This window comes from Brevibacterium sp. S111, from assembly GCF_004745075.1.
GTDB lineage: Bacteria > Actinomycetota > Actinomycetes > Actinomycetales > Brevibacteriaceae > Brevibacterium.
In genome coordinates, this window is the sequence record NZ_RHFH01000004.1 from 43,905 (window position 1) to 63,386 (window position 19,482).

The 19,482-nt window shown below is 66.1% G+C and carries 19 protein-coding genes and 1 tRNA gene; 7 read left to right on the forward strand and 13 right to left on the reverse strand.

What is annotated here, in order from left to right; all coding sequences use genetic code 11:
- Positions 1-10 precede the first annotated feature (10 nt).
- Positions 11-970 (reverse strand): arsenic resistance protein, encoded by a 960-nt coding sequence (locus tag EB836_RS05910; protein WP_167854368.1) that lies wholly within the window; start codon positions 968-970, stop codon positions 11-13.
- A gap of 14 nt (positions 971-984) precedes the next feature.
- A complete protein-coding gene (locus EB836_RS05915) occupies positions 985-1,764 on the reverse strand; it encodes a YggS family pyridoxal phosphate-dependent enzyme (RefSeq protein WP_135538505.1) in 780 nt (259 codons plus the stop codon).
- Positions 1,765-1,920: 156 nt separating this feature from the next.
- Between EB836_RS05915 and EB836_RS05920 the strand changes: the two genes are divergently transcribed.
- Positions 1,921-2,586 (forward strand): hypothetical protein, encoded by a 666-nt coding sequence (locus tag EB836_RS05920; RefSeq protein WP_135538507.1) that lies wholly within the window; start codon positions 1,921-1,923, stop codon positions 2,584-2,586.
- Positions 2,587-2,665: 79 nt separating this feature from the next.
- On the opposite strand, the gene EB836_RS05925 is transcribed toward EB836_RS05920, so the two are convergent.
- On the reverse strand, positions 2,666-4,039 hold the full coding sequence (locus tag EB836_RS05925) for an aminotransferase class V-fold PLP-dependent enzyme (RefSeq protein ID WP_135538509.1): 1,374 nt from the start codon (positions 4,037-4,039) through the stop codon (positions 2,666-2,668).
- 161 nt (positions 4,040-4,200) lie between these two features.
- On the opposite strand from EB836_RS05925, the gene EB836_RS05930 reads away from it, so the two are divergent.
- From EB836_RS05930 to EB836_RS05945, 4 genes are all read left to right on the forward strand, one after another.
- Positions 4,201-5,097, forward strand: a complete 897-nt coding sequence (locus EB836_RS05930) for a TetR family transcriptional regulator (RefSeq protein ID WP_135538511.1) — start codon at positions 4,201-4,203, stop codon at positions 5,095-5,097.
- Positions 5,094-6,005, forward strand: a complete 912-nt coding sequence (locus tag EB836_RS05935; RefSeq protein ID WP_135538513.1) for a 3-keto-5-aminohexanoate cleavage protein — start codon at positions 5,094-5,096, stop codon at positions 6,003-6,005. Before EB836_RS05930 ends, EB836_RS05935 begins: the two co-directional genes overlap by 4 nt.
- The gene (locus tag EB836_RS05940) at positions 6,002-7,522 is read left to right on the forward strand and encodes a 3-hydroxyacyl-CoA dehydrogenase NAD-binding domain-containing protein (RefSeq protein ID WP_135538515.1); all 1,521 of its coding nucleotides are present in this window, start codon (positions 6,002-6,004) and stop codon (positions 7,520-7,522) included. Before EB836_RS05935 ends, EB836_RS05940 begins: the two co-directional genes overlap by 4 nt.
- A 128-nt stretch (positions 7,523-7,650) precedes the next feature.
- A complete protein-coding gene (locus EB836_RS05945) occupies positions 7,651-8,199 on the forward strand; it encodes a YdeI/OmpD-associated family protein (RefSeq protein WP_135538517.1) in 549 nt (182 codons plus the stop codon).
- Between the two features lie 14 nt (positions 8,200-8,213).
- Here EB836_RS05945 and EB836_RS05950 read toward each other — a convergent pair whose 3' ends face one another.
- From EB836_RS05950 to EB836_RS05965, 4 genes are all read right to left on the reverse strand, one after another.
- Positions 8,214-9,503 (reverse strand): MFS transporter, encoded by a 1,290-nt coding sequence (locus tag EB836_RS05950; RefSeq protein WP_240689650.1) that lies wholly within the window; start codon positions 9,501-9,503, stop codon positions 8,214-8,216.
- On the reverse strand, positions 9,500-10,852 hold the full coding sequence (locus EB836_RS05955; RefSeq protein WP_205683316.1) for a family 1 glycosylhydrolase: 1,353 nt from the start codon (positions 10,850-10,852) through the stop codon (positions 9,500-9,502). Before EB836_RS05955 ends, EB836_RS05950 begins: the two co-directional genes overlap by 4 nt.
- Positions 10,853-10,944: 92 nt before the next feature.
- Entirely contained in the window at positions 10,945-11,298 is a 354-nt protein-coding gene (locus EB836_RS05960; protein ID WP_135538518.1) for a MauE/DoxX family redox-associated membrane protein, read from the reverse strand.
- A gap of 38 nt (positions 11,299-11,336) precedes the next feature.
- Positions 11,337-11,409, reverse strand: a tRNA-Ala gene (locus EB836_RS05965).
- Positions 11,410-11,560: 151 nt separating this feature from the next.
- On the opposite strand from EB836_RS05965, the gene EB836_RS05970 reads away from it, so the two are divergent.
- Entirely contained in the window at positions 11,561-12,772 is a 1,212-nt protein-coding gene (locus tag EB836_RS05970) for an FAD-dependent oxidoreductase (RefSeq protein WP_135538520.1), read from the forward strand.
- A 54-nt stretch (positions 12,773-12,826) separates the two neighbouring features.
- Positions 12,827-13,549, forward strand: a complete 723-nt coding sequence (locus tag EB836_RS05975; RefSeq protein WP_135538522.1) for an alpha-ketoglutarate-dependent dioxygenase AlkB — start codon at positions 12,827-12,829, stop codon at positions 13,547-13,549.
- Positions 13,550-13,561: 12 nt separating this feature from the next.
- Here EB836_RS05975 and EB836_RS05980 read toward each other — a convergent pair whose 3' ends face one another.
- The 6 genes from EB836_RS05980 to EB836_RS06005 are packed head-to-tail and all read right to left on the reverse strand — an operon-like array spanning position 13,562 to position 19,445.
- The gene (locus EB836_RS05980) at positions 13,562-13,945 is read right to left on the reverse strand and encodes a monovalent cation/H(+) antiporter subunit G (protein ID WP_135538524.1); all 384 of its coding nucleotides are present in this window, start codon (positions 13,943-13,945) and stop codon (positions 13,562-13,564) included.
- Positions 13,945-14,205 carry a monovalent cation/H+ antiporter complex subunit F gene (locus EB836_RS05985; protein WP_135538526.1) on the reverse strand — a complete coding sequence of 87 codons (261 nt, stop codon included), beginning with the start codon at positions 14,203-14,205 and terminating at the stop codon, positions 13,945-13,947. The genes EB836_RS05980 and EB836_RS05985 overlap by 1 nt, the downstream gene beginning before the upstream one ends.
- Positions 14,202-14,573: a Na+/H+ antiporter subunit E gene (locus EB836_RS05990; RefSeq protein ID WP_346763078.1), complete on the reverse strand. Its 372-nt coding sequence runs from the start codon at positions 14,571-14,573 to the stop codon at positions 14,202-14,204. Before EB836_RS05990 ends, EB836_RS05985 begins: the two co-directional genes overlap by 4 nt.
- Complete coding sequence (locus tag EB836_RS05995; protein ID WP_135538528.1) at positions 14,570-16,087, reverse strand: monovalent cation/H+ antiporter subunit D family protein; 1,518 nt, start codon at positions 16,085-16,087, stop codon at positions 14,570-14,572. Before EB836_RS05995 ends, EB836_RS05990 begins: the two co-directional genes overlap by 4 nt.
- Positions 16,084-16,416 (reverse strand): cation:proton antiporter subunit C, encoded by a 333-nt coding sequence (locus EB836_RS06000; RefSeq protein ID WP_135538531.1) that lies wholly within the window; start codon positions 16,414-16,416, stop codon positions 16,084-16,086. The genes EB836_RS05995 and EB836_RS06000 overlap by 4 nt, the downstream gene beginning before the upstream one ends.
- On the reverse strand, positions 16,413-19,445 hold the full coding sequence (locus EB836_RS06005; protein WP_135538533.1) for a DUF4040 family protein: 3,033 nt from the start codon (positions 19,443-19,445) through the stop codon (positions 16,413-16,415). The genes EB836_RS06000 and EB836_RS06005 overlap by 4 nt, the downstream gene beginning before the upstream one ends.
- Between the last annotated feature and the right edge of the window lie 37 nt (positions 19,446-19,482).

A 19,482-nucleotide genomic window follows, 5' to 3' on the forward strand; every position in this document is an offset into this window, starting at 1 on the left:
GTGACAAATACTAGCGGATTTCAGACATGGCAGTGTCGGGGATGAGCCTCGGCAGCACGCGGACGAGCAGGAGGAGGAACAGCAGTTCGATGAGAGTCTGCGTGACCACAGTCGCCGGTCCGATGCCGTCGCCGGTGGCCGCTCGCACGATCGGGAGCATGACGAGTGAGTTCCTCGTCACCGCCGACAGCACGACCGAACGCGCCTGTCGGGCCCCGAAGCCCAACGCACGAGTCACGGCCCATGCGAGAGCACCGATGACGAGTGCGAAGACTGCGAAGGCGATGGCCACGGTGGTCAGCTGAGCGATCGCGCCGACGATCAGCGGTGTCGATGAGGCGGTGATGACCAGAAGCGTCAGAGTCATCACCGGGGTCATCAGCGACGAGGAGGCCTTCACGAGTCGTTTCACGCGCAGTGCGCGTCGCGAGATCGAACGGACGATGATCGCTGCGGTGAGAGGGACGAGGATGAACAGAAACAGCGCCGAGACCAGTGCGCGCACCGGCAGGTCGGCGCTCAGATCACCGCCGGTGATGGCCCACAGGCTCACGGGCAGGAGGAGGAGCTGAGCGACCGTGAGCACCGGGGTGAGCACGAGGAGATGCTCGTACGCACCGCCGGCGGCGCGAGTGAAGACGATGACGTAGTCGATGCACGGACACAGCAGGACGACGAGCGTGGCCAGCAGCATGGGCTCGTCGATGTCGAAGACAGCGACGAAACCGGCCACGAGGACCGGGACGACGAGGAAGTTGAGGACCGCCACGGTTGCCAGGAACCGGACATCCTCGAAGGCTTTCGCCGCCCTTTCGAACGGAAGTTCGAGGAAGGTGAGGAAGAGAAGCACGATGAGACACGGTGTCACCGCCCACCCGGCGGCGTGGCCGAGAGCGGGAAGTCCCGCCCCGAGCAGAACACCGAGGGCGAGTCCACCCACCCACCAGACGGCCTGGACCGATGTCGACAAACCGGTCGCGGCTCTCAGCCGTTCTCCGGCCAGTAGTGGGAATCGGGAACGGAACGCCTGCCGAAGATCGCCTGGCCGACTCGCACACAGTTCGCGCCCTCTTCGATGGCGACCTCGAAGTCCCCGGACATGCCCATCGACAGATGCCCCGGCCCGATGAGCTCGGGATCGGTGTCCCGCGCGCGGTCACGCAGCTCGCGCAGCATCTGGAAACAGGGGCGGACGCGTTCGACGTCTGAGGAGAATATCGCCAATGTCATCAGTCCCTGCACCTTGAGAGTGTCGAATTCGCGCAGCTGCCTGAGGAACCCGCTCAGCTCCTCCGGGGGCATCCCGAACTTCGAATCCTCCGCAGAGGTGTTGACCTGGACGTAGACGTCGAGGCTGCGGCCCTCGCTCTGCAGCCGACGATCGAGGGCACGAGCGACCTTGATGCGGTCAAGGGCCTGGAATTCGGCGGCGAACTGGGCGACGAACTTCGCTTTGTTCGACTGCAGGTGCCCGATGACCGCCCAGTCGATGTCGAGATCGGCCATCTCCTCGGACTTCCGGTGGGCTTCCTGGACCTTGTTCTCACCGAGCTTGTGGCAGCCGGCCGCTGCAGCGGCCCGGATGCGCTCCTGCGGCACGGTCTTGCTCACCGGCAGCAGTTCGATCTCGTATCGATCCCGGCCCGCCCGCTTCGCGGCCGCAGCGATCCGCTGCTCGACCTCGGCGATATTGGACCGGAAGTCCTCGACGCTCACGGCCGTCGAATACTGTTCGTCATGGCTGAGTCCGCTGTTGTCTCCCATGTCCTCATGATAGGCAGGCGGCGCAGCAGCCACCGGCTCACGGCGCATGCTGATACGCCTGCGTCCACGATTCCGGCGGACAGACGGTGCACGCACGGAGGATCTCGGCCACAATGGGTCACGAGGGAGACTCTTGAGGAATGAGAAAGCCGCCGAATGACATCGACACCCACGCCGAAACGCCAGCTGGCCAATGTCGGCCCCATCGAACAGCTGCGCGGGGGCCGGCTGTGGCGACGCATCCCCCAGCTGCTCATCGGCCTCTACCTGTTCGGGGCCTCCATGGCGATGATGGTCAATGCGGGTCTGGGCATGATGCCGTGGGACGTTCTCAATGCCGGCATCCTCCGACATGTGCCGGTGACCTTCGGCACCGTCGTCACCCTGCTCTCCTTCGTCGTGCTCCTCATCTGGATCCCGCTGCGACAGCAGCCGGGCATCGGCACGGTCCTCAATGCACTGCTCATCGGGCCCGCGCTCGACCTGACCCAACTGTTCCTGCCCGAACCCGATCACCTCGGGTGGCAGATTCCGCTCATGCTCGCAGGTGTCGCCCTCAACGGGCTCGCCTCGGCGATGTACATCGGCTCCCAGTTCGGCCCCGGTCCGCGTGATGGACTGATGACCGGACTCGCCCGAGTCACCGGACGGTCGATCCGGCTCGTGCGCACCCTCATCGAAGTCACTGTCGTCGCGATCGGCTGGCCGCTGGGCGGAGTCGTCGGCATCGGCACCGTTCTCTATGCGGTGGGGATCGGCCCGATCACCCAGGCGCTGCTGCCGACCTTCACCGTCGAACTCCGCCCCCGACAGAAGCGCTGAAGCCCAGAAGAGGCGCTGACTCCTGAAGAGGCGCTGATCCCGGCCTGCGCCGGAGGGGACGAGAACCGCCCGCCTCGGTTCACTCCATGGTGTCGAGGATGTCGACAAGGTCCTCGAATGTGGTGAGCGGGTTGACGATCGCGAACCGGGCGTTCGGACGCCCCGCATGGGAGCTGGGCACGACGAACGCCCGCTGGTCCTCGAGCAGTCGATCCGACCACGCATCGTAGTCCCCACGCTGCCACCCATCGCGTTCGAAGACGACGACGGAGAGTTCGGGTTCGCGCACCAGACGCAGGTTCTCCCGCCGTCGGATCTCCGTGGCGATCTGCCGCGCCAAATCGATCGAGTGCCCGATCGCCTCTCTGTAGGCCTCGACCCCGTAGCTGGCCACGGAGTACCACAGCGGCAGTCCGCGAGGTCGTCTGGTCAGTTGGATGGCGAAATCCGACGGGCTCCACTCCTGGGCGTCGGTGAGCGTGTCGAGGTACTCCGCCTTCTGCGTGTGCGCTCGCCTGCCGGAGTTCGGGTCCCGGTAGATCAGCGCGCAGGCATCGAAGGGAGCGAAGAGCCATTTGTGGGGATCGACGATGAGGGAATCGGCCTCCTCGACGCCGGCGAACTTGTGCCGTGCCTGCGGTGAGAGCATCGCGGCCAGTCCGTAGGCGCCGTCGATGTGCAGCCAGAAGTCGAACTCCTCCTTGAGCGCCGCGATGCCGGCGATGTCATCGATGGTGCCGAAATTCGTCGTCCCCGAGGTGGCCACCACCGCGATCACGGCATCACCGTGCTCCTGCAGCGCCTCCTTCACCCCTGCCGGCCGGAGGATCCCGTCCTCACCTGTGGGCACGGGGGCGACATCGACGTCCATGACCTCGGCCGCCGAGGCGATCGACGAGTGGGCTTCGGCACTGCACACGATGACCCAGCGTCCGGGGCGCTTGTCACCCAGCTTCTCCTTCTGCGCATTGCGTGCGGCCACGAGGGCCGAGAGGTTGCCGATGGTCCCTCCCTGGACGAACACTCCCCCGGCGGTCTCGGGCAGACCGAACTCCCCGGCCAGCCAGCGCAGCACTTCGTTCTCCGCATGGACGACACCGGCGCCTTCGAGCCATGATCCGCCGTAGAGGGCGCTGGCGGAGACGACGAGGTCGAACGCAACGGCCGCTTTCGTCGGGGCGCTGGGGATGAAGGACAGGTACTTCGGATGGTCGGTCGAGATGCAGGCGGGAGCGAAGATGTGCTCGAAGATCGCCAGCGCCCGCGCCGACCCGAGCCCCTCCTCGGTGACGGTGGGACCGGCCAGACGTCGCAGCTCGGCTTCCGAGGTCGGGTGGTCGAGCGGAGTGTCCTCGGCCAAGGTGCGACGGCGGGAGTATTCCAGGACGAGATTCACGAGGTTGCGGGTTTCGTCGGAGACGACGTGCATGCGGGAATGAAGACTGTCGGTCATGGGTGGCTCCTCGTCGGGCTCGATGATGGTGGGGGTCTCCCACCGTCTATGAGACTAACGTCATGCGCGGGATTTTGGGTGGAACCACGGGCTGATCGCAAGTTTTGATTTTCAGTCATTTTTACTTGCGATCACTGTCGGATCTGAGGTAGGTTCGCCCCATGAGTGGTGATCAGCCTCCCGAAGTGACAGCGGCTCGGGCGAGGGAAGCCATCGGCTGGAGCGGCCTGTCTCAACGACGCGTCGCCGAGGCGATCGGCATCGACGAGACGAAACTGTCCAAAGCCCTGGCGGGGCGCCGCCGATTCACCGCCGAGGAGCTCCTCGGCCTGGCCACCGCCACGGGCGTGACCGTGCGGTGGATCCTCGGCGACGAATCCCAGGTCTCGGCCCTGCCGCCGAACTCGTCGACCGACGCAGCCGCCGCACCCGAAGAAGCGACCCCGAGGCGCACGATCGCTGAGGCGGCGTGGACTCTGTTCGGCCGTCATGGCTTCGATGCCGTGCGCATCGCCGACATCGCCGAGGCGACCGGGGTCTCGACTCCGAGCATCCACTACTACTTCGCGAACAAGGCAGAGCTCTTCGACGCCGCTCTCGACTATTCGGTCAAGCTCGCCTTCGACCGGCAGATCGCCTGGCTCGCCGACATCGACGATCCCTCTCTGCGGCTCGAACGTCTCCTTGCGCTGCAATCGCCGCTGGGCCGCACCGAACGCGGAGAGTGGTCGATCTGGCTGCAGACCTGGGCGCGTCTGGCTCTCGAAGACGCAGCACTGGAGGACTATCCCCTCAGCTACGAACGCTGGTCGCGAACCGTGCAGACCACGCTCGAAGACGGTCAGCGCACCGGGTGCTTCCGACCCGGCGATGCCCGTGCCATGGCCGATGAGCTCACTTCGCTGCTCGACGGGCTCGGCATCAAAGTCCTCACCGGGGTGATGGATGCCGAGACCTTCACCCTGCGCCTGCGGTCCTACCTCGACCGTTCCATCATGCACACCAACGACACCACCGATCACGACAGAAGCACCGATTCGAAGAAGGAGTCATCATGAATCGCAAGGTCATCCTCACCTGTGCCGTCACCGGAGCCGGAGACACCACGGGCAAGAGCGAACACGTTCCCGTCACCCCCGAAGAGATCGCGAACGACGCGATCGCCGCCGCCCGAGCCGGCGCCTCGATCGTCCACATCCACGTCCGCGACCTCGAGACGAAGCAGAGTTCCCGTGAGGTCGCGTACTACCGTGAGGTCGTCCGCCGCATCCGCGCCTCCGACGTCGACCCGGTCATCAACCTCACTGCGGGGATGGGCGGCGACCTCGTCGTCGACCCGCAGGACCCGCTGACCACGATGCCGGGCACGGACCTCATCAACGCCCTCGACCGTCTCCCCCACGTCGAGGAGCTGCTGCCCGAGATCTGCACGATCGACTGCGGGACTCTCAACTTCGGCGAGGGTTCGAACATCTACGTCTCGACTCCGGACATGCTCCGTGAGGGGTCGAAGCGGATCCAGACCCTCGGCGTGCGTCCCGAGCTTGAGATCTTCGACACCGGCAACCTGTGGTTCTCCAATGTGCTCGTCGAAGAGGGCCTCATCGACGCCCCGCCGCTCTACCAGCTGTGCATGGGCATCCCCTACGGCGCCCCCGCGGACCCCGGTCTGCTCGCTGCGATGGTGAATATGCTGCCCAAGGGCGCACAGTTCACGTCCTTCGCCATCGGCGCGAACCAGCTGCCGTGGGTCGCCCAGTCCGTGCTCGCCGGCGGTCACGCCCGCGTCGGGCTCGAAGACAACCTCTACCTGTCCAAGGGCGTCAAAGCCACGAACGCCGACCTCACCTCCCGCGCCGTCGAGATCATCAGCAGCCTCGGCGCGGCCGTGGCCACACCGGACGAAGCCCGCGAGATCCTCAACCTGCGCGTCCAGACCCCGACCATCACCGGAGGCGATCTGTGAACGATTCCATCGCACCTGCCTTCCCCGACTTCGCGTCGATCGACACCGTCACCTGCGTCGGAGCCGGAACCATCGGCGGCGGTTGGGCCGCCTACTTCCTTGCCCAGGGATTCCGGGTGAAGATCTGGGACCCCGCCCCCGACGCCGCAGAGAAGTTCACCCGCCTCCTCGACGCCGCCTGGCCGGCTCTGACCGAACTCGATATGGCCCCCGACGCCGACCGTGATGCCTGGTCGGTTCACACCGACCTCGCCGAGGCGGTCGCGGGCACCGGATTCGTCCAGGAGTCTGCGCCGGAGGACCTGTCCCTCAAACGGGGTCTGCTGTCCCGGATCGATGCCGTGTGTGCCCCGGAGATCGTCATCGGATCGTCGACCTCGGGATACAGCATGACCGAAATGGCCACCGAGGCGGTCCACCCCGAACGTCTCGTCGTCGGGCATCCGTTCAATCCGCCCTATCTCATCCCACTCGTCGAGGTCGTCGGCGGCGAGCAGAGTTCGCCGGCGACCGTCGACTGGGCCGGCGACTTCTACACTCGCATCGGCAAGTCCGTGATCCGGATGGACCGTGAGGTGCCGGGCTTCATCGCCAACCGCCTCCAGGAGGCCCAGTGGCGGGAGGCACTGCACATGGTCGAGCAGGGAGAGGCCACGGTCGAGCAGATCGACCGCTCGATCACCGACGGGCCGGGGCTGCGCTGGCCTTTCCAGGGGCCGATGCTCACCTTCCATCTGGCCGGAGGTGAGGGTGGAATGGCGCATATGCTCGATCACTTCGGGCCCTCGCTGAAGTCGCCGTGGACGCGGCTGACCGCTCCGGAGCTCAGCCAGGCTCTGCGCGACGATGTCGTGGCCGGCTGCGAAGTCGAGGCCGGCCCGCGCACCATCGCCGATCTCGTCGCACACCGCGATGCCGGGATCATCGCTCTGCGCCGGCTCACCGCCCAACTGTCGACGGCCGGAACCGAGACCGTCGGCACTGACCCCACCTCAGGGACCGGGTCGGCCACCGCAGCGGATACGGCAGAGGCGAACGGTTCGGCAACCGAATCGAGCGCTCGAAGCGCCGAGCCCTCCCCCTGCCTCGCGCGCTACACCACGGAAGTGGCACCGGAGTGGATCGACTACAACGGGCATATGTCTGAGGCGTTCTATGTCCTCGTCTTCGGCTTCGCCACCGATCAGGTGATGGATGAGCTCGGGCTCGACGCGGGCTACCGAAACACGGCGAACGCCTCGCTGTACACCGTCGAATCCCATATCCGATACCTCGACGAGGTGGCTCTCGGCGCCCAGCTGACCGTGACACCCCAGCTGGTCAGTGCCGGTGAGAAGAAGCTGCACCTGGCGTACGAGATGCACGTGGACCAGCGCCTGGTGGCCACCGAGGAGATCGTCGCCCTTCACGTCGACCAACAGGCAGGAGGTGCTGTGGCCTTCCCGGACACGATCCTCGATCGCATCGACGAGGTGAAGCGGTCCCAACCGGACTGGTCAGGGCGCCACATCGGCTGAGACCCCGTGGACCGCAGACATCAGGTGCACAGTCATCAGGATTCGAGAAGTCGCGGCGTCTCGACGGAGTTATCCTGGTGCTCACACCGGTCCCGCACTCACGGGGCCAGGCCCGCAGAGGAGAGACCATGTCCACCACGACAGCCACCACCGAGATCGCATTCACAGCCGTCGCCGAGCTGCTCAACGAGCGCCCGATCCTGCGTCTGCCCGCCGATGCCAGCGGGCAGCTTCCCTCACGCGGTCAGGTCGCGGTGCAGGGATCGCTCAACGCAGTCGAGTTCTCCACCGTCGTCGAGCCCGATGGCCTGCGCGGTCATTGGATCGGCCTCGACGAGGAACTGTGGAACCGGCTCGGCCTCTCCCCCGGTGACGAGGTCGCCGCGACACTGACTCCGCAGAGCCGGTGGCCCGAGGTCGTCGTCCCCGCTGATATGCAATCGGCGCTCGCCGATGCTCCTGCGCTGGCCGAGGTCTGGCAGGAACTCACCCCGATGGCCCATTGGGAGTGGGTGCGCTGGGTGAAGTCCACGAAGAACGCAGCCACTCGGGCCCGCCGCGTCGAAGTCACTCTCTCGAAGCTCGAGTCGGGCCTGCGTCGACCCTGCTGCTTCGACAGGTCATCGTGCACGGACCCCGAGGTGTCGAAGAGCGGAAAGCTGCTCGGGCAGTCCTGAACCGGTCTCCGACCTCATTCGGGTGCGGGGTCGCGGAGCACCGACTGCTTCGGGCGGACGGTGAGCGTGAGCAGGGCGCCGACGACTGAGACGACAGCTGCTGAGGCGAACAGCAGCCAGAAGCCCCCGACGAGGGCCACGAGTCCTGCCCCCAGCAGGGGTCCGACCAGCTGTCCGAGGTTCGCTGCGCTGTTGACGAGGCTGAGATCGCGGGCGTGGTCCTCGGGATCGAGCAGCAGATCGGTGGCGAATGCGAGGCTCACGGCCATGTACGCGCCGTAGCCGGTCCCCATGAAGGCGGCCGCGACCGCGGTCACCGGGTAGCTCGGACTGATGAGGATGATGACGCCCGATGAAGCCTGGATCAGGGCGGTCGTCACCGTCCACAGCCGTCGGTTCCCGCTGCGGTCGGAGATCATCCCGACGATGATCGAGGCGATGACGACGAAGACCGTGTAGATGACGATGAGCACCAGCAGCTTGTCCTCGGCCGTCGCCGACGGCACCCCGATGCCGTAGAGCAGGAAGAACAGCAGCAGCGATGTGCCGCAGGCATTGCCCACATTGACGATGAAGCGGCTGACGAGCAGTCTCGTGAAGTTCGGGTCGAGGAGCGAGGACACCCGCGCCCGCGTCAGCGATGTCCGCTCATGCAGCGCCTGCACTGCCGGGTGCAGCGGCGGCGGATCGGGCAGCAGCAGTGCCGTGCCCACCCCGATCACGGCGATGAGGCCGGCGAGCACGACATAGGCTGTGCCGAGACCGAGGCCGAGCAGGACGACAGCGCCGACGCCGACGACTATGCCGATGGCCTGGGCCGAGCTGGCCGCCGCCGAGGCTGCACCCCGTTGAGCGTCGAGCTGATCGGCGATGAGTGCCGTCAGCGCCGCAGACGCAGTCGAAATGCCCACAGAGGTGATCACCCAGGCGCCGCCGACGTTGACCGGGCCCTCGGCGACGCCGGTGAGGACGAGGCCGAGAGCGGCACACAGCGAACCGCCGATCGCCCACGGTCGCCGGCGACCGAGACGAGAACGCGTGCGGTCGGAGAACCGACCGGCGATCGGGGCGATGACGATTCCGGCCAGCCCGCCGGCGGAGAGGACGAGTCCGGACCAGACGACGCCGTCGATCCAGTGACCACTCTGAGTATCGAGCTGCATCGGCAGGAGCAGTTGGACCGGGGTGAGCTGCACAGTCCAGATCGCCAGCCACGCCAGCGTGAACCATGCCATCCACCCGGGTCCGACCCGTTTCGCGGTCCCATCACCGGAGGCGGGACTCGACTCGATCCCGAAGCTCATGATCGAGCGGCAGCGATGAGTTCGCGATACCAGTCGTAGGAGGCTTTCGGACTGCGTCGGGCGGTGTGCATGTCGACATGGACGAGGCCGAAGCGCTGGGTCCACCCGTCGGCCCATTCGAAATTGTCGAGCAGCGACCAGACGGTGTATTGGTCGATCCGGACTCCCGCGGCTCGTGCCTCGGCGACGGCGCCGAGGTGGTCACGCAGATAGGCGATGCGCTCTCGATCCTCGATCTGCCCGGCAGCGGAGTCCGGTTCTGGGAAGGAGGCACCGTTCTCGGCGATGACGATCGGCGGCAGCGCCTGACCGTACCGGTTGCGCAGATCGATGAGGAAGTCGCGCATGGTGTCGGGCCGGATCGGCCACTGCGGGCCGAACCCCGTGGTCGGGGCCCCGGGCGTGGGCACCATGTCGAAGGGCAGCGGACCTGCGGAGGCGGCGCGGACGGTGATCGGATTGTAATAGTTGAATCCGTAGATCTCGTTGTGCGCCGAGATCACATCCATATCCCCGTCCCGGATGGGCATGTCGACGCCGAAGGCGCCGAGATCGGGATACGCGCCCAGCAGCAGCGGTTCGGCGAAGAGCCGGTTCATGATGACATCGAGGATCCCGGCTGCCTCGAGGTCGGCATCGGCGTCAGTCTCCGGGAGGATGAGGCTGTGGTTGATGGTCGGCGCGGCCTGCACTGCACCGCGTTCGCGCAGGATCGCTGCGGCGAGTCCGTGGGCGAGCAGCTGATGGTGGACCGTCGGCAAGGCGTCGAAGAGCATCGTATGCCCGGGAGCGAGTTCGCCGAGGGCATAGCCCTGCAGAGAGGTCGAGGCGGGTTCGTTGATCGTGTACCAATGTCGGACCCGATCATCGAGACGATCGGCGACGGCGGTGACATACTCGCCGAACCGGTCGGCCGTATCCCGGTTGAGCCACCCGCCTGCGGCTTCGAGGGGCGAGGGAAGATCCCAATGGTAGAGGGTCGGCTCCGGGGTGATCCCGGCATCGAGCAGTTCGTCGACGAGTTGATCGTAGTAGTCGAGTCCGGGTCGGTTGACCGCGGTGTGGGGCCCGCCGTCGGGGATGATGCGAGGCCAGGAGATCGAGAATCTGTATCGGTCGACGCCGAGTCCGGCCAGCAGTCCGACGTCCTCTGAACTGCGGTGATAGCTGTCGGGTCCCGGTTCTGCGCTGCTGCCGTCGATCACCGCGCCGGGTTTATCGACGAAGTCATCCCAGATCGATCGTCCGCGACCGTCTTCGCATCTGGCGCCTTCGATCTGGAAGGCGGCAGTGGCCGCCGAGAACCGCAGACCGTGCACAGCCGCACCAGCGACATCCATGTCTTCCATAACCAGAATATGTCACGGACGCATCACTGCCGCAATGCCTTCACCAGGGTGAGCACCGGTCAGCGCCGCCGATATGCGCTGAGACGGAGTGCTCAGGAGCCGGCTGCAATGCCCTTCGACATCCAGACCAACGGGATCTGCAGCGGCAGGCGCGCGAGTGCGATCGCGCGGGCTTTCGGCTCGTCCCGATGTTTGACCACGGTGTAGATGTTGGCGGGGAACACACCGATCATGAGCGCTGCGGACGCGGCACCGCCGAGGCGCCGCGTAGACGGAACGGCCAGGAGTCCGGCACATCCGAGTTCGGCGACACCGCTGGCATAGGTCCAGAATCGCGGATTGCCCAGCCGGGGCGGAACGATGGCGTCGAAAGGCTTCGGCCGGGCGAAATGGATGATTCCCGCCGTGCCGAGGAGCCCTGCCATGATCGCTGTCTGGATCTTCACTGATGGGCCACCTCTGCGGCTGGTGTCGGGACGACGAGTGGAGCTAAGGGGATTCGAACCCCTGACCTCTTCATTGCGAACGAAGCGCTCTACCAACTGAGCTATAGCCCCTTGCGCTCTTCAGCTTACGCCTCCTGCCCGCCGCAGATCAAAACGACGACTGTCTTGTTCGAACACCGCCTCACCTGGGCACGGATCCCTGGAGACTGCTCGGTGAGACGAGTACAGTCGTGAGCAGGTCCCCTCTATGAAAGGACGTGTTATGGCAGAGGAATTCGGAACCGTCGTCATCGGCGCAGGCATCGGCGGAGGAACCGTCGTCGAGTCGCTGCGAGACTCCGGATACGCAGGGTCCGTCGCTCTGGTAGGAGCCGATCCCGCCGCTCCCTACTACCGTCCTGACCTGTCGAAGAAAGTCATGCTCGAAAACTCGGACCCAGCCGAGTCCGCACTGCGCGGCGACGACTGGTACGCAGCACATGATGTGTCGACATTCTTCGGCTCCCCCGTCGCCGCACTCGACCCCACCGGACAGACGGTGACTCTGGACTCCGGTGAAGAACTGAAGTACGGGCAGGCGATCCTCGCCACTGGATCGACACCGCGCACACTCGACGTTCCGGGGACCCAGCTCGGCAATATCCACACACTCCGCGACGCCGGCGATGCCGTGGCCATCCGCTCCCAGTTCGGCGAGGGCAAGAGAGTCGCCGTCATCGGCGGAGGGTGGATCGGCCTCGAGGTCGCGGCCGCGGCGAAGACCCGGGGCTGCGACGTCACCGTCATCCTCCACACCGACGCTCCCCCGCTGTCTTCGGTTCTCGGCCATGAGATCGGTGAGCACTTCGAACAGCTGCACCGGAAGAACGGGGTGAAGTTCATCAAGGAGGCGGAGACGACCGCCTTCACCGGTTCCGATTCCGTCGAAGTCGTCGAGACGAGCGCGGGCAGCGTCCCTGCCGACCTCGTTGTCGTCGGCATCGGTGCGGATCCGGCCACCGGTCCGGCCGCCTCGGCGGGGTTGACGGTCGACGACGGGGTGATCGTCGACGAACACATGCGCACCTCCGACGGCAGCATCCTGGCCATCGGCGACATCGCGAATGCGCACAATGTTCTCCGCGAAGAGCGACTGCGGATCGAGCACTGGGACAACGCGGTGCGGCAGGCCGAGGTCGCGGCCTCGACGATCACCGGCGGATCCAAGGCCTATGATTGGCAGCCGTATTTCTACACCGACCAGTTCGACCTCGGCATGGAATACGTGGGTCGGGGCGGCGCCGATGACGAAGTCGTCATCCGCGGTGACCGGGCCGGCGGAGAATTCATCGTGTTCTGGCTCCGCGACGGCCGCGTCTCGGCGGCGATGAATGTCAACATCTGGGACTTCGGTGATGAGCTGCGGGCTCTCATCGGCAAGGAGGTCTCAGCCGAACGCCTGGCCGATGAGCAGGTGCCGGTCGGCGAGCTGTGAACCGTCCCTGCCGGAGGAACACGCCCTGGAGCTGCCTCTGGCATCCTGGTAGGCATGGAATCGCTCTTCGCCGATGAGGCCTTCGACCGCCGGCCCGAGATCGTCGCCCCCGGAGCGGTCTGGCTGCCGGGTTTCCTCGGTCCCGAGGCGCAGTCATGGATCATCGCCCGCTACGCCGAGTGGCAGGCCGGTCCGGTCCCGCCGCATGCCACGGTGATCGCCGGTCACCCGATGAGTGTGCAGACGATCGGACTGGGCTGGCACTGGCGGCCGGGACGCTACGATCGCCGGGCCGACGATGTCAACAGAGAATTCGTGCTGCCGTTTCCCGACTGGATGAAGCGGCTGGGCCGTCAGGTGCTGCAGGCGGCGACGGAGGTCGTCGACGACAGCGCGGGATTCGGGCCGGATGCGGCCGGGGTCTGGGGGTTCGTTCCCGAGGATTACCACCCGGATGTGGCGCTTGTGAACTACTACGATGCGCACGCGAAGATGGGCATGCACCAGGACAAGGACGAAATCGATCCCGCCCCGGTCGTTTCTCTGTCCCTCGGCGACACCTGCCTGTTCAGGTTCGGCAACTCGGAGACCCGCAACCGCCCGTTCACAGACCTGCGCTTAGCGTCCGGCGATGCGTTCGTCTTCGGCGGGCCGGCCCGCTTCGCCTTCCATGGGGTGCAGTCGATCCGTGCGGCAACCGCGCCGGACCACGGACGGTTGGACCACCTCGGCGGGGGCAGAATCAACATCACCATGCGCACGACCGGTCGAGACTGACGACGACCGGCTTCACCCCTCTTCGGAGTCGACGTCGATCACGCCTTCCGGTGGGAAGGCCAACCGGTTCGGAGAGGTCTTGCGGAACACGGGCTGCCCCGACAGCACGGTCGACCGGGCAAGCGTATTGCTCGCCACCGAGGACACGATGATCAGGCACAGCACGGCAACGACGGCCATGAGCAGGGATGACCAGGAGAAGCCTGCGGAATGCAGGTCGAAGACGTAGGCGGCGGCGACGATGAGCGGCATACCCAGCCCTGTAGCCGGTGAGAACACGTTGATCCGGGACAGAGCGTCACGGACGCGGAACATCGCCAGGGCGGAGCCGAGCAGCAGCAGCGACCCGGTGATGCCGAAGATCCCGACGAGGGAGGTGGCCAGAGTTTCGTTCATCAGCGGTGCCCCCTCGTGAGGATGCGCGACAGGGCGATGGTCGCGAGGATGCCGACCATGGAAGCCAGAAAGACCACGTCGAGGACGACCGAGGACGACACGGCGATGCCGAGCATCGTGACGATCGCGATGGCGGAGAAGTAGATGAGGTCGGAGACCACTGCCCGTGAACCCTGATCGCGGGCGGTGAGCACCCGGATCAGGCCGATGATGATGGCGGCGGCCAAGATGACGGCGCAGATGCCGACGACGACGATCACGACAGGTCTCCTTCCGGCTCGGCCCGCGGCGCCCGGCCCCGGGTCATGGCGAGCAGACGTGATTCCATATCGACCAGACCGGCCAGGGCATCCTCTTCGGAATCCTCGAACAGAGCGTGGACGAAGATCGCGGGAGGTGTCGTACTGGTACCGGCCGCGATCGCGGCGACCAGGGTGCCCGGAGTGATCGTGATCGATGAGGCGAAGAGGGTGACTTCGAGGTCGGTGGCGCAGCGCATCGGCAGTTCGACGATCATCGGTTCCGCATAGTCGGCACGGAAGAGCCGGGCGACGATGGTGAGCGAACCCGTGATGATGGCCCAGACGATGAAGCCGAGGTAGAACACTCCGTGGACGAGACGCATCATGGTGTCAGCACCGCCTGGATGTAGTCACTGTGGTCGAGCAGTCCGGTCGCCGCCCGATGCGTGAGGTCGAGCAGAGGCTCCGGATAGGCGAACAGGGCGACGGAGACGCCGATCATCACCGTGGCGGGCGCGAGCAGCCGAGCAGGGATGCGCACGCTGCGCAGGATCGGTTCGGCCGGGGCACGGCCGGTCTCGGCCGAGTCGGGCCGATAGGTCTGCATCGGCGGTCCCCAGAAGGTGTTGCGCCAGGTCCGCTGCAGCGCCAGGAGACTGATCAGAGCACCGATGACGATCGCAGCGACGAGGACCCAGCCGATTCCCCCGCCGAAATCCGTGGCCGCGGTGATGAGCCCGACCTTGCCCCACAGCCCCGATGTCGGCGGAAGACCGACGAGGGAGAACAGGCCGAGGATCATGAGCACGGTGGCCCACCTCTCACGGGACGCCAGCCCGGAGAGCTTCCGGAAGGACCCCGTTCCGTACGTCTGTTCGACCGCCCCCATGATGAGCAGCAGCCCGGACATCGTGATCATGTGATGGATCATGTAGAAGGCACCGGCCCCGAGTGCCGCTGAACTCAGCAGGGTCACGCCGAGAAGGATGTGCCCGACGCCCGCGGTCATCTGGAACCCGAGGACGTTGCGCACGCGCGCCTGCCCGAATCCGGAGAGCGCACCGATGAGGATGCTGACCACGGCGACGACGAGCAGCACGTTCACCCACGGGGCGGGTTCACCGTAGACCGTGGTGTAGATGCGGTAGACGGCGTAGAGTCCGACCTTCGAATGCAGGCCGGAGAAGAGGGACATCATCCCCGCCGAGGTGTTCGGGTAGGTGCGGACCAGCCAACCGTGGAAGGGCGCGCCACCGGCTTTGATGAGCAGCGACAGCAGCACCACTCCGAGGGCGATTCCCGCCTGACCGGTCGGTCTGCCCTGGTCGGCGAGGACCGCGAGGTTGACCGTACCGGTGGCACCGTAGACGAAGCCGACTCCGATGAGCAGCATCGTGGAGGTGAGCAGGTTGACCATGACATAGAGCCGACCGATGCCGAGCCTGCGCCAGGTGCCGGTCACGGCGATGAGGGCGTAGGCCGGCAGCATCATCACTTCGACGAAGACGAAGAAGTTGAACAGGTCCCCCGTCAGCAGGGCCCCATAGACACCGGTGAGCATCATGAGGATGAGCGCGGGAACGAACCGATACTGGTCCTCTCCCGTGGTGATGAGGAACAGACAGCTGATGAACGCGACCAGGGAGGTGAGCGCGAGCATGAGCGCGGTGAAGGTGTCCGAGACGAACACGATCGCCAGGCCGGGCACATAGTCGCCCACCGAATGCGCGAGCACCGGGGTGGACCGGTGGAGGCCGAGCAGCACGATGCCGCTGATGCCCACGAAGGCCGGAACCGCCAGGAGCAGCAGCCGGTCGAAGGTGCGTGAGGTGATGAGCACGCTCAGCGCCGAGGCGAGCAGCGGCACCCCGATGAGGAGGAGAAGCAGGGCGGAGTTCATGAGTCGCGCTCCTCCCCTGTCTCGGGGCTGCGTTTCTGATCGTCGTCATGACCGAGCACGGCCAGGGCGAGCATGAAGATCGTCACCGCCAAGGTGATGACGATGGCGGTGAGGACGAAGGCCTGGGGCAGAGGGTCGGCCGCTTCCGCCAGGCCGCTGCGGCCGGCGAGCGGTTCGCCTCGCCATGCTCCGACTCCGGCCGAGAGCAGAATGAAGTTCGCGGCATGCGAGATGAGGGTGAGCCCGAAGACTCCCCGGACCATCGACCGCTGCATCATGAGGTAGACGCCGCCGGTGGTGAGGACGCCGATCGTCAGTGCCAGAATCATGCTTCCTCCTCTCCGTCGACGGGTGGGTCCCCGTGGAGGATATGCGTCGAGGTGGCGCGCACCTTCTTCTCCTGCGCGGTCTCCACACTGCGGCGGCTGCGGTCGGGCCGCTCCCCGCGGATGGCTTCCATCGGCCCGCTGAGCTCACCGTAGAGCAGCTCGTCGGCGCGTTCGCGGGTGCGTTCGACGTCGCGGCGGATGATGCCGTTGGTGAGCACATCATCGCCGGCCGGCGTCGCAGCGGAGTCCGAGACGCCGAGGAGGTTGAACGACAGCAGCATGAGTCCGAGCACCGCGAGGTAGACGCCGAGGTCGAAGAGCATCGACGTCGTCCAATGCTGTCCGGCGAATTCGGTGTGCATGGGCTTGAGGAACGATCCGGCGAAGAGCAGACCGATGATGCCGGTGACCACGGCGACGCCGACGCCGGAACCGATGAGGTAGAGGGGTGCGCGCGGCGGACCGATCGGCCGGTCCTTCGGTGTGGACAGGTAGGCCAAGCCGATGACAGCCGCACCGATGAGCGCGGCGATGAACCCGCCGCCGGGCGAATTGTGTCCGCGCCAGAACACGACCAGCGACGTCACCGCCAGCAGAGGGCCGAGGACCTTGATCGTCAGCTGCAGCGGGATGACGTTCGGCCAGGCCTCGTGCACGGCGCGATAGGCGGTGGTGCCCTTCGGGCGGATCGACACCCAGGGCGGCCGCGGCGGCTCGGGAATGTTCTCGGCCGGCGGATCGATGAACTTGTCCTTGACTGTAGACATCACGGCGACGATGGCGATGCCGGCCATGCCGAGCACCGTCAGCTCTCCCAGGGTATCGAGGGCACGGAATTCGACGAGGATAGTGTTGACGATGTTCTTCCCGCCGCTGATGTCGGGGGCATGGTCGAGGTAGTACCGGCCCAGATCGGAGCGTTCCCGGCGCCCGTTGAGGACGAGGGTGAGAGCAGTCATCGCCGCGCCGACGATGATCGCCAGGATCAGACGCGGGGACTGCTTGCGCTTCGGGTAGCGCCAGAACGAGCGAGGCAGCTTCTGCAGCACGAGCATGATGACGATGATCGTCATCGCTTCGACGAGGAGCTGGGTCAGCGTGACGTCGGGAGCACCGAGGGCGAGGATCTGCACGGTGGCGAGGATCCCGATGGCCGAGAGCGCGACGACGGTCGTCAGACGGGAATGGGAGGTGCACAGGACGAGCACCGCGATGGTGATGAGGATCAGCAGGATGATGTCCACCGGTCGGCTCAGTCCCTGCTCGAGCGGCGGCAGACTCGGATACACGAGGGGGATCGCGCAGATGGCCAGCAGGCTCAGTCCGCCCAGGGAGATCGCCAGGTAGGGTCCGGAGTTCATCGGGCGGACGAACACACCGAGACCGTGACCGACACGGCGCAGGCCCGCGTTGAGGCCGTCGATGACGTTCGCTCCGTCGAAGGGCGGTGTGGCCCGGTGGAAGAACGCGAACACGCGGGAGCGGCGGAGGATGATGACGACGCCGATGGCGATGATGAGGCCCGAGGCGAGGAGTTCGGCGGTGAAACCGTGCCACAGAGCCAGATGCACCGATCCCGCGGATTCGGGCATCGCCGCCCGCACCACTTGGTCGAGCGGGTTGTCGAAGACGAAGAGGACGAAGCTCAGCGGAATCGAAGCGAGGATCGGCACTGCGGCGGCCGTGAGCATGACCGCCGACCCCCGGTGGATCTGCCGCGGTTCGGGTTCGCTACCGTCGATGAAGCTGCCCCACACTGTCTTCGCACAGTAGGCGAAGGTGAGCACTGAGGCGCCCGCTGCGATGAGCAGAGCCAACCAGCCGGCCCATGGACCGCCCGGCGCCTCGCCGAGGGCGGTGAACAGGGATTCCTTGGAGACGAAGCCGAGCAGCGGCGGAATCCCGGCCATCGAGCCGCAGCCGATGATGAGCACGACGAACGCGGCCGGAGCGCTGCGTCTGAGCTTCGGGATCCGCGCGAGGTCGCGGGTGCCTGCGAGGTGGTCGACGACGCCGACCATCATGAACAGACCGGATTTGAACAGGGCGTGGGCGATGACGTGCAGGGTGGCTGCGGCGATCGCGGCTTCGGTGCCGACGCCGATGACGGCGGTGATGAGGCCGAGCTGCGAGACCGTCGAATAGGCCATGAGCTTCTTCACGTCGTGCTGGTTGAGGGCGAACCACCCGCCCAGGCAGGCGGTGAAGAGACCAGCGGTGATGAGCAGGATGTTCCAGGCCGGGGTGGCGTGGAAGGTCGGCGAGAACCGCAGCATGAGGAAGATTCCGGCCTTGACCACCGCTGCGGCGTGCAGATATGCCGAGACCGGCGTGGCTGCGGCCATGGCATCGGGCAGCCAGGAATGGAAGGGGAACTGTGCGGACTTCGTCATAGCGGCGATGCCGATGAGCACGGCGACAGCGGTCGTCACCTCAGGCTGGCCCGCCCACACCGGGGAACCGATCGCCTCGCTCAGATGCGTCGTGCCGGTCACCGCGATGATGACTCCGGTGGCCACCAGCAGACTGAGTCCGCCGATGAAGGTGAAGAACATCGTCCGCAGCGCCGGTGCCTGTCCGGGGGAGCTGGAGCGAGCGATGAGGAAGAACGAGGCCAGTGACGTCAGTTCCCAGCAGACGAAGAGCACGAGCACATCATTGCTGAGCACGAGCGCGACCATGGAGAAGGTGAAGATCACCATCAGCCAGTAGAAGCTCGTATTCCGTCCGTGCGGGAGGTACTTCGTCGAATAGGCGAAGACGACCGCCCCGATGATGAGCGCGATGTAGGTGAAGACGACGCCGAGCCCGTCGGCTCGCAGGGCGAGGTCCACGCCGAACCGGGGAATCCACGGGTAGGCCGCTTCCGGGGTGTTCCCGGCCATCACCTCGGCGGCGGTGGGTGTGAACAGTGCGGCGACGCCCAGATAGGCGACCGCCAGCGGCCAGCCGCTCGCCCGGCCGGCGAACCGAGTGATGCCCGGGGTGATGACGACGAGCGCGGCGAGTGCGATGAGAGTGAGGATCATGACCGGCCCTCAGCGGCCGCAGACGCAGGTGATGGTT

Excerpts from the sequence above, each read along its gene's own strand:
- EB836_RS05915 (WP_135538505.1), bottom strand. The coding sequence starts at position 1,764 with ATGGGAGACAACAGCGGACTCAGCCATGACGAACAGTATTCGACGGCC.
- EB836_RS05920 (WP_135538507.1), top strand. The coding sequence starts at position 1,921 with ATGACATCGACACCCACGCCGAAACGCCAGCTGGCCAATGTCGGCCCC.
- EB836_RS05925 (WP_135538509.1), bottom strand. The coding sequence starts at position 4,039 with ATGACCGACAGTCTTCATTCCCGCATGCACGTCGTCTCCGACGAAACC.
- EB836_RS05930 (WP_135538511.1), top strand. The coding sequence starts at position 4,201 with ATGAGTGGTGATCAGCCTCCCGAAGTGACAGCGGCTCGGGCGAGGGAA.
- EB836_RS05935 (WP_135538513.1), top strand. The coding sequence starts at position 5,094 with ATGAATCGCAAGGTCATCCTCACCTGTGCCGTCACCGGAGCCGGAGAC.
- EB836_RS05945 (WP_135538517.1), top strand. The coding sequence starts at position 7,651 with ATGTCCACCACGACAGCCACCACCGAGATCGCATTCACAGCCGTCGCC.
- EB836_RS05950 (WP_240689650.1), bottom strand. The coding sequence starts at position 9,503 with ATGAGCTTCGGGATCGAGTCGAGTCCCGCCTCCGGTGATGGGACCGCG.
- EB836_RS05955 (WP_205683316.1), bottom strand. The coding sequence starts at position 10,852 with ATGGAAGACATGGATGTCGCTGGTGCGGCTGTGCACGGTCTGCGGTTC.
- EB836_RS05970 (WP_135538520.1), top strand. The coding sequence starts at position 11,561 with ATGGCAGAGGAATTCGGAACCGTCGTCATCGGCGCAGGCATCGGCGGA.
- EB836_RS05975 (WP_135538522.1), top strand. The coding sequence starts at position 12,827 with ATGGAATCGCTCTTCGCCGATGAGGCCTTCGACCGCCGGCCCGAGATC.
- EB836_RS05980 (WP_135538524.1), bottom strand. The coding sequence starts at position 13,945 with ATGAACGAAACTCTGGCCACCTCCCTCGTCGGGATCTTCGGCATCACC.
- EB836_RS05990 (WP_346763078.1), bottom strand. The coding sequence starts at position 14,573 with ATGATGCGTCTCGTCCACGGAGTGTTCTACCTCGGCTTCATCGTCTGG.
- EB836_RS05995 (WP_135538528.1), bottom strand. The coding sequence starts at position 16,087 with ATGAACTCCGCCCTGCTTCTCCTCCTCATCGGGGTGCCGCTGCTCGCC.
- EB836_RS06000 (WP_135538531.1), bottom strand. The coding sequence starts at position 16,416 with ATGATTCTGGCACTGACGATCGGCGTCCTCACCACCGGCGGCGTCTAC.
- EB836_RS06005 (WP_135538533.1), bottom strand. The coding sequence starts at position 19,445 with ATGATCCTCACTCTCATCGCACTCGCCGCGCTCGTCGTCATCACCCCG.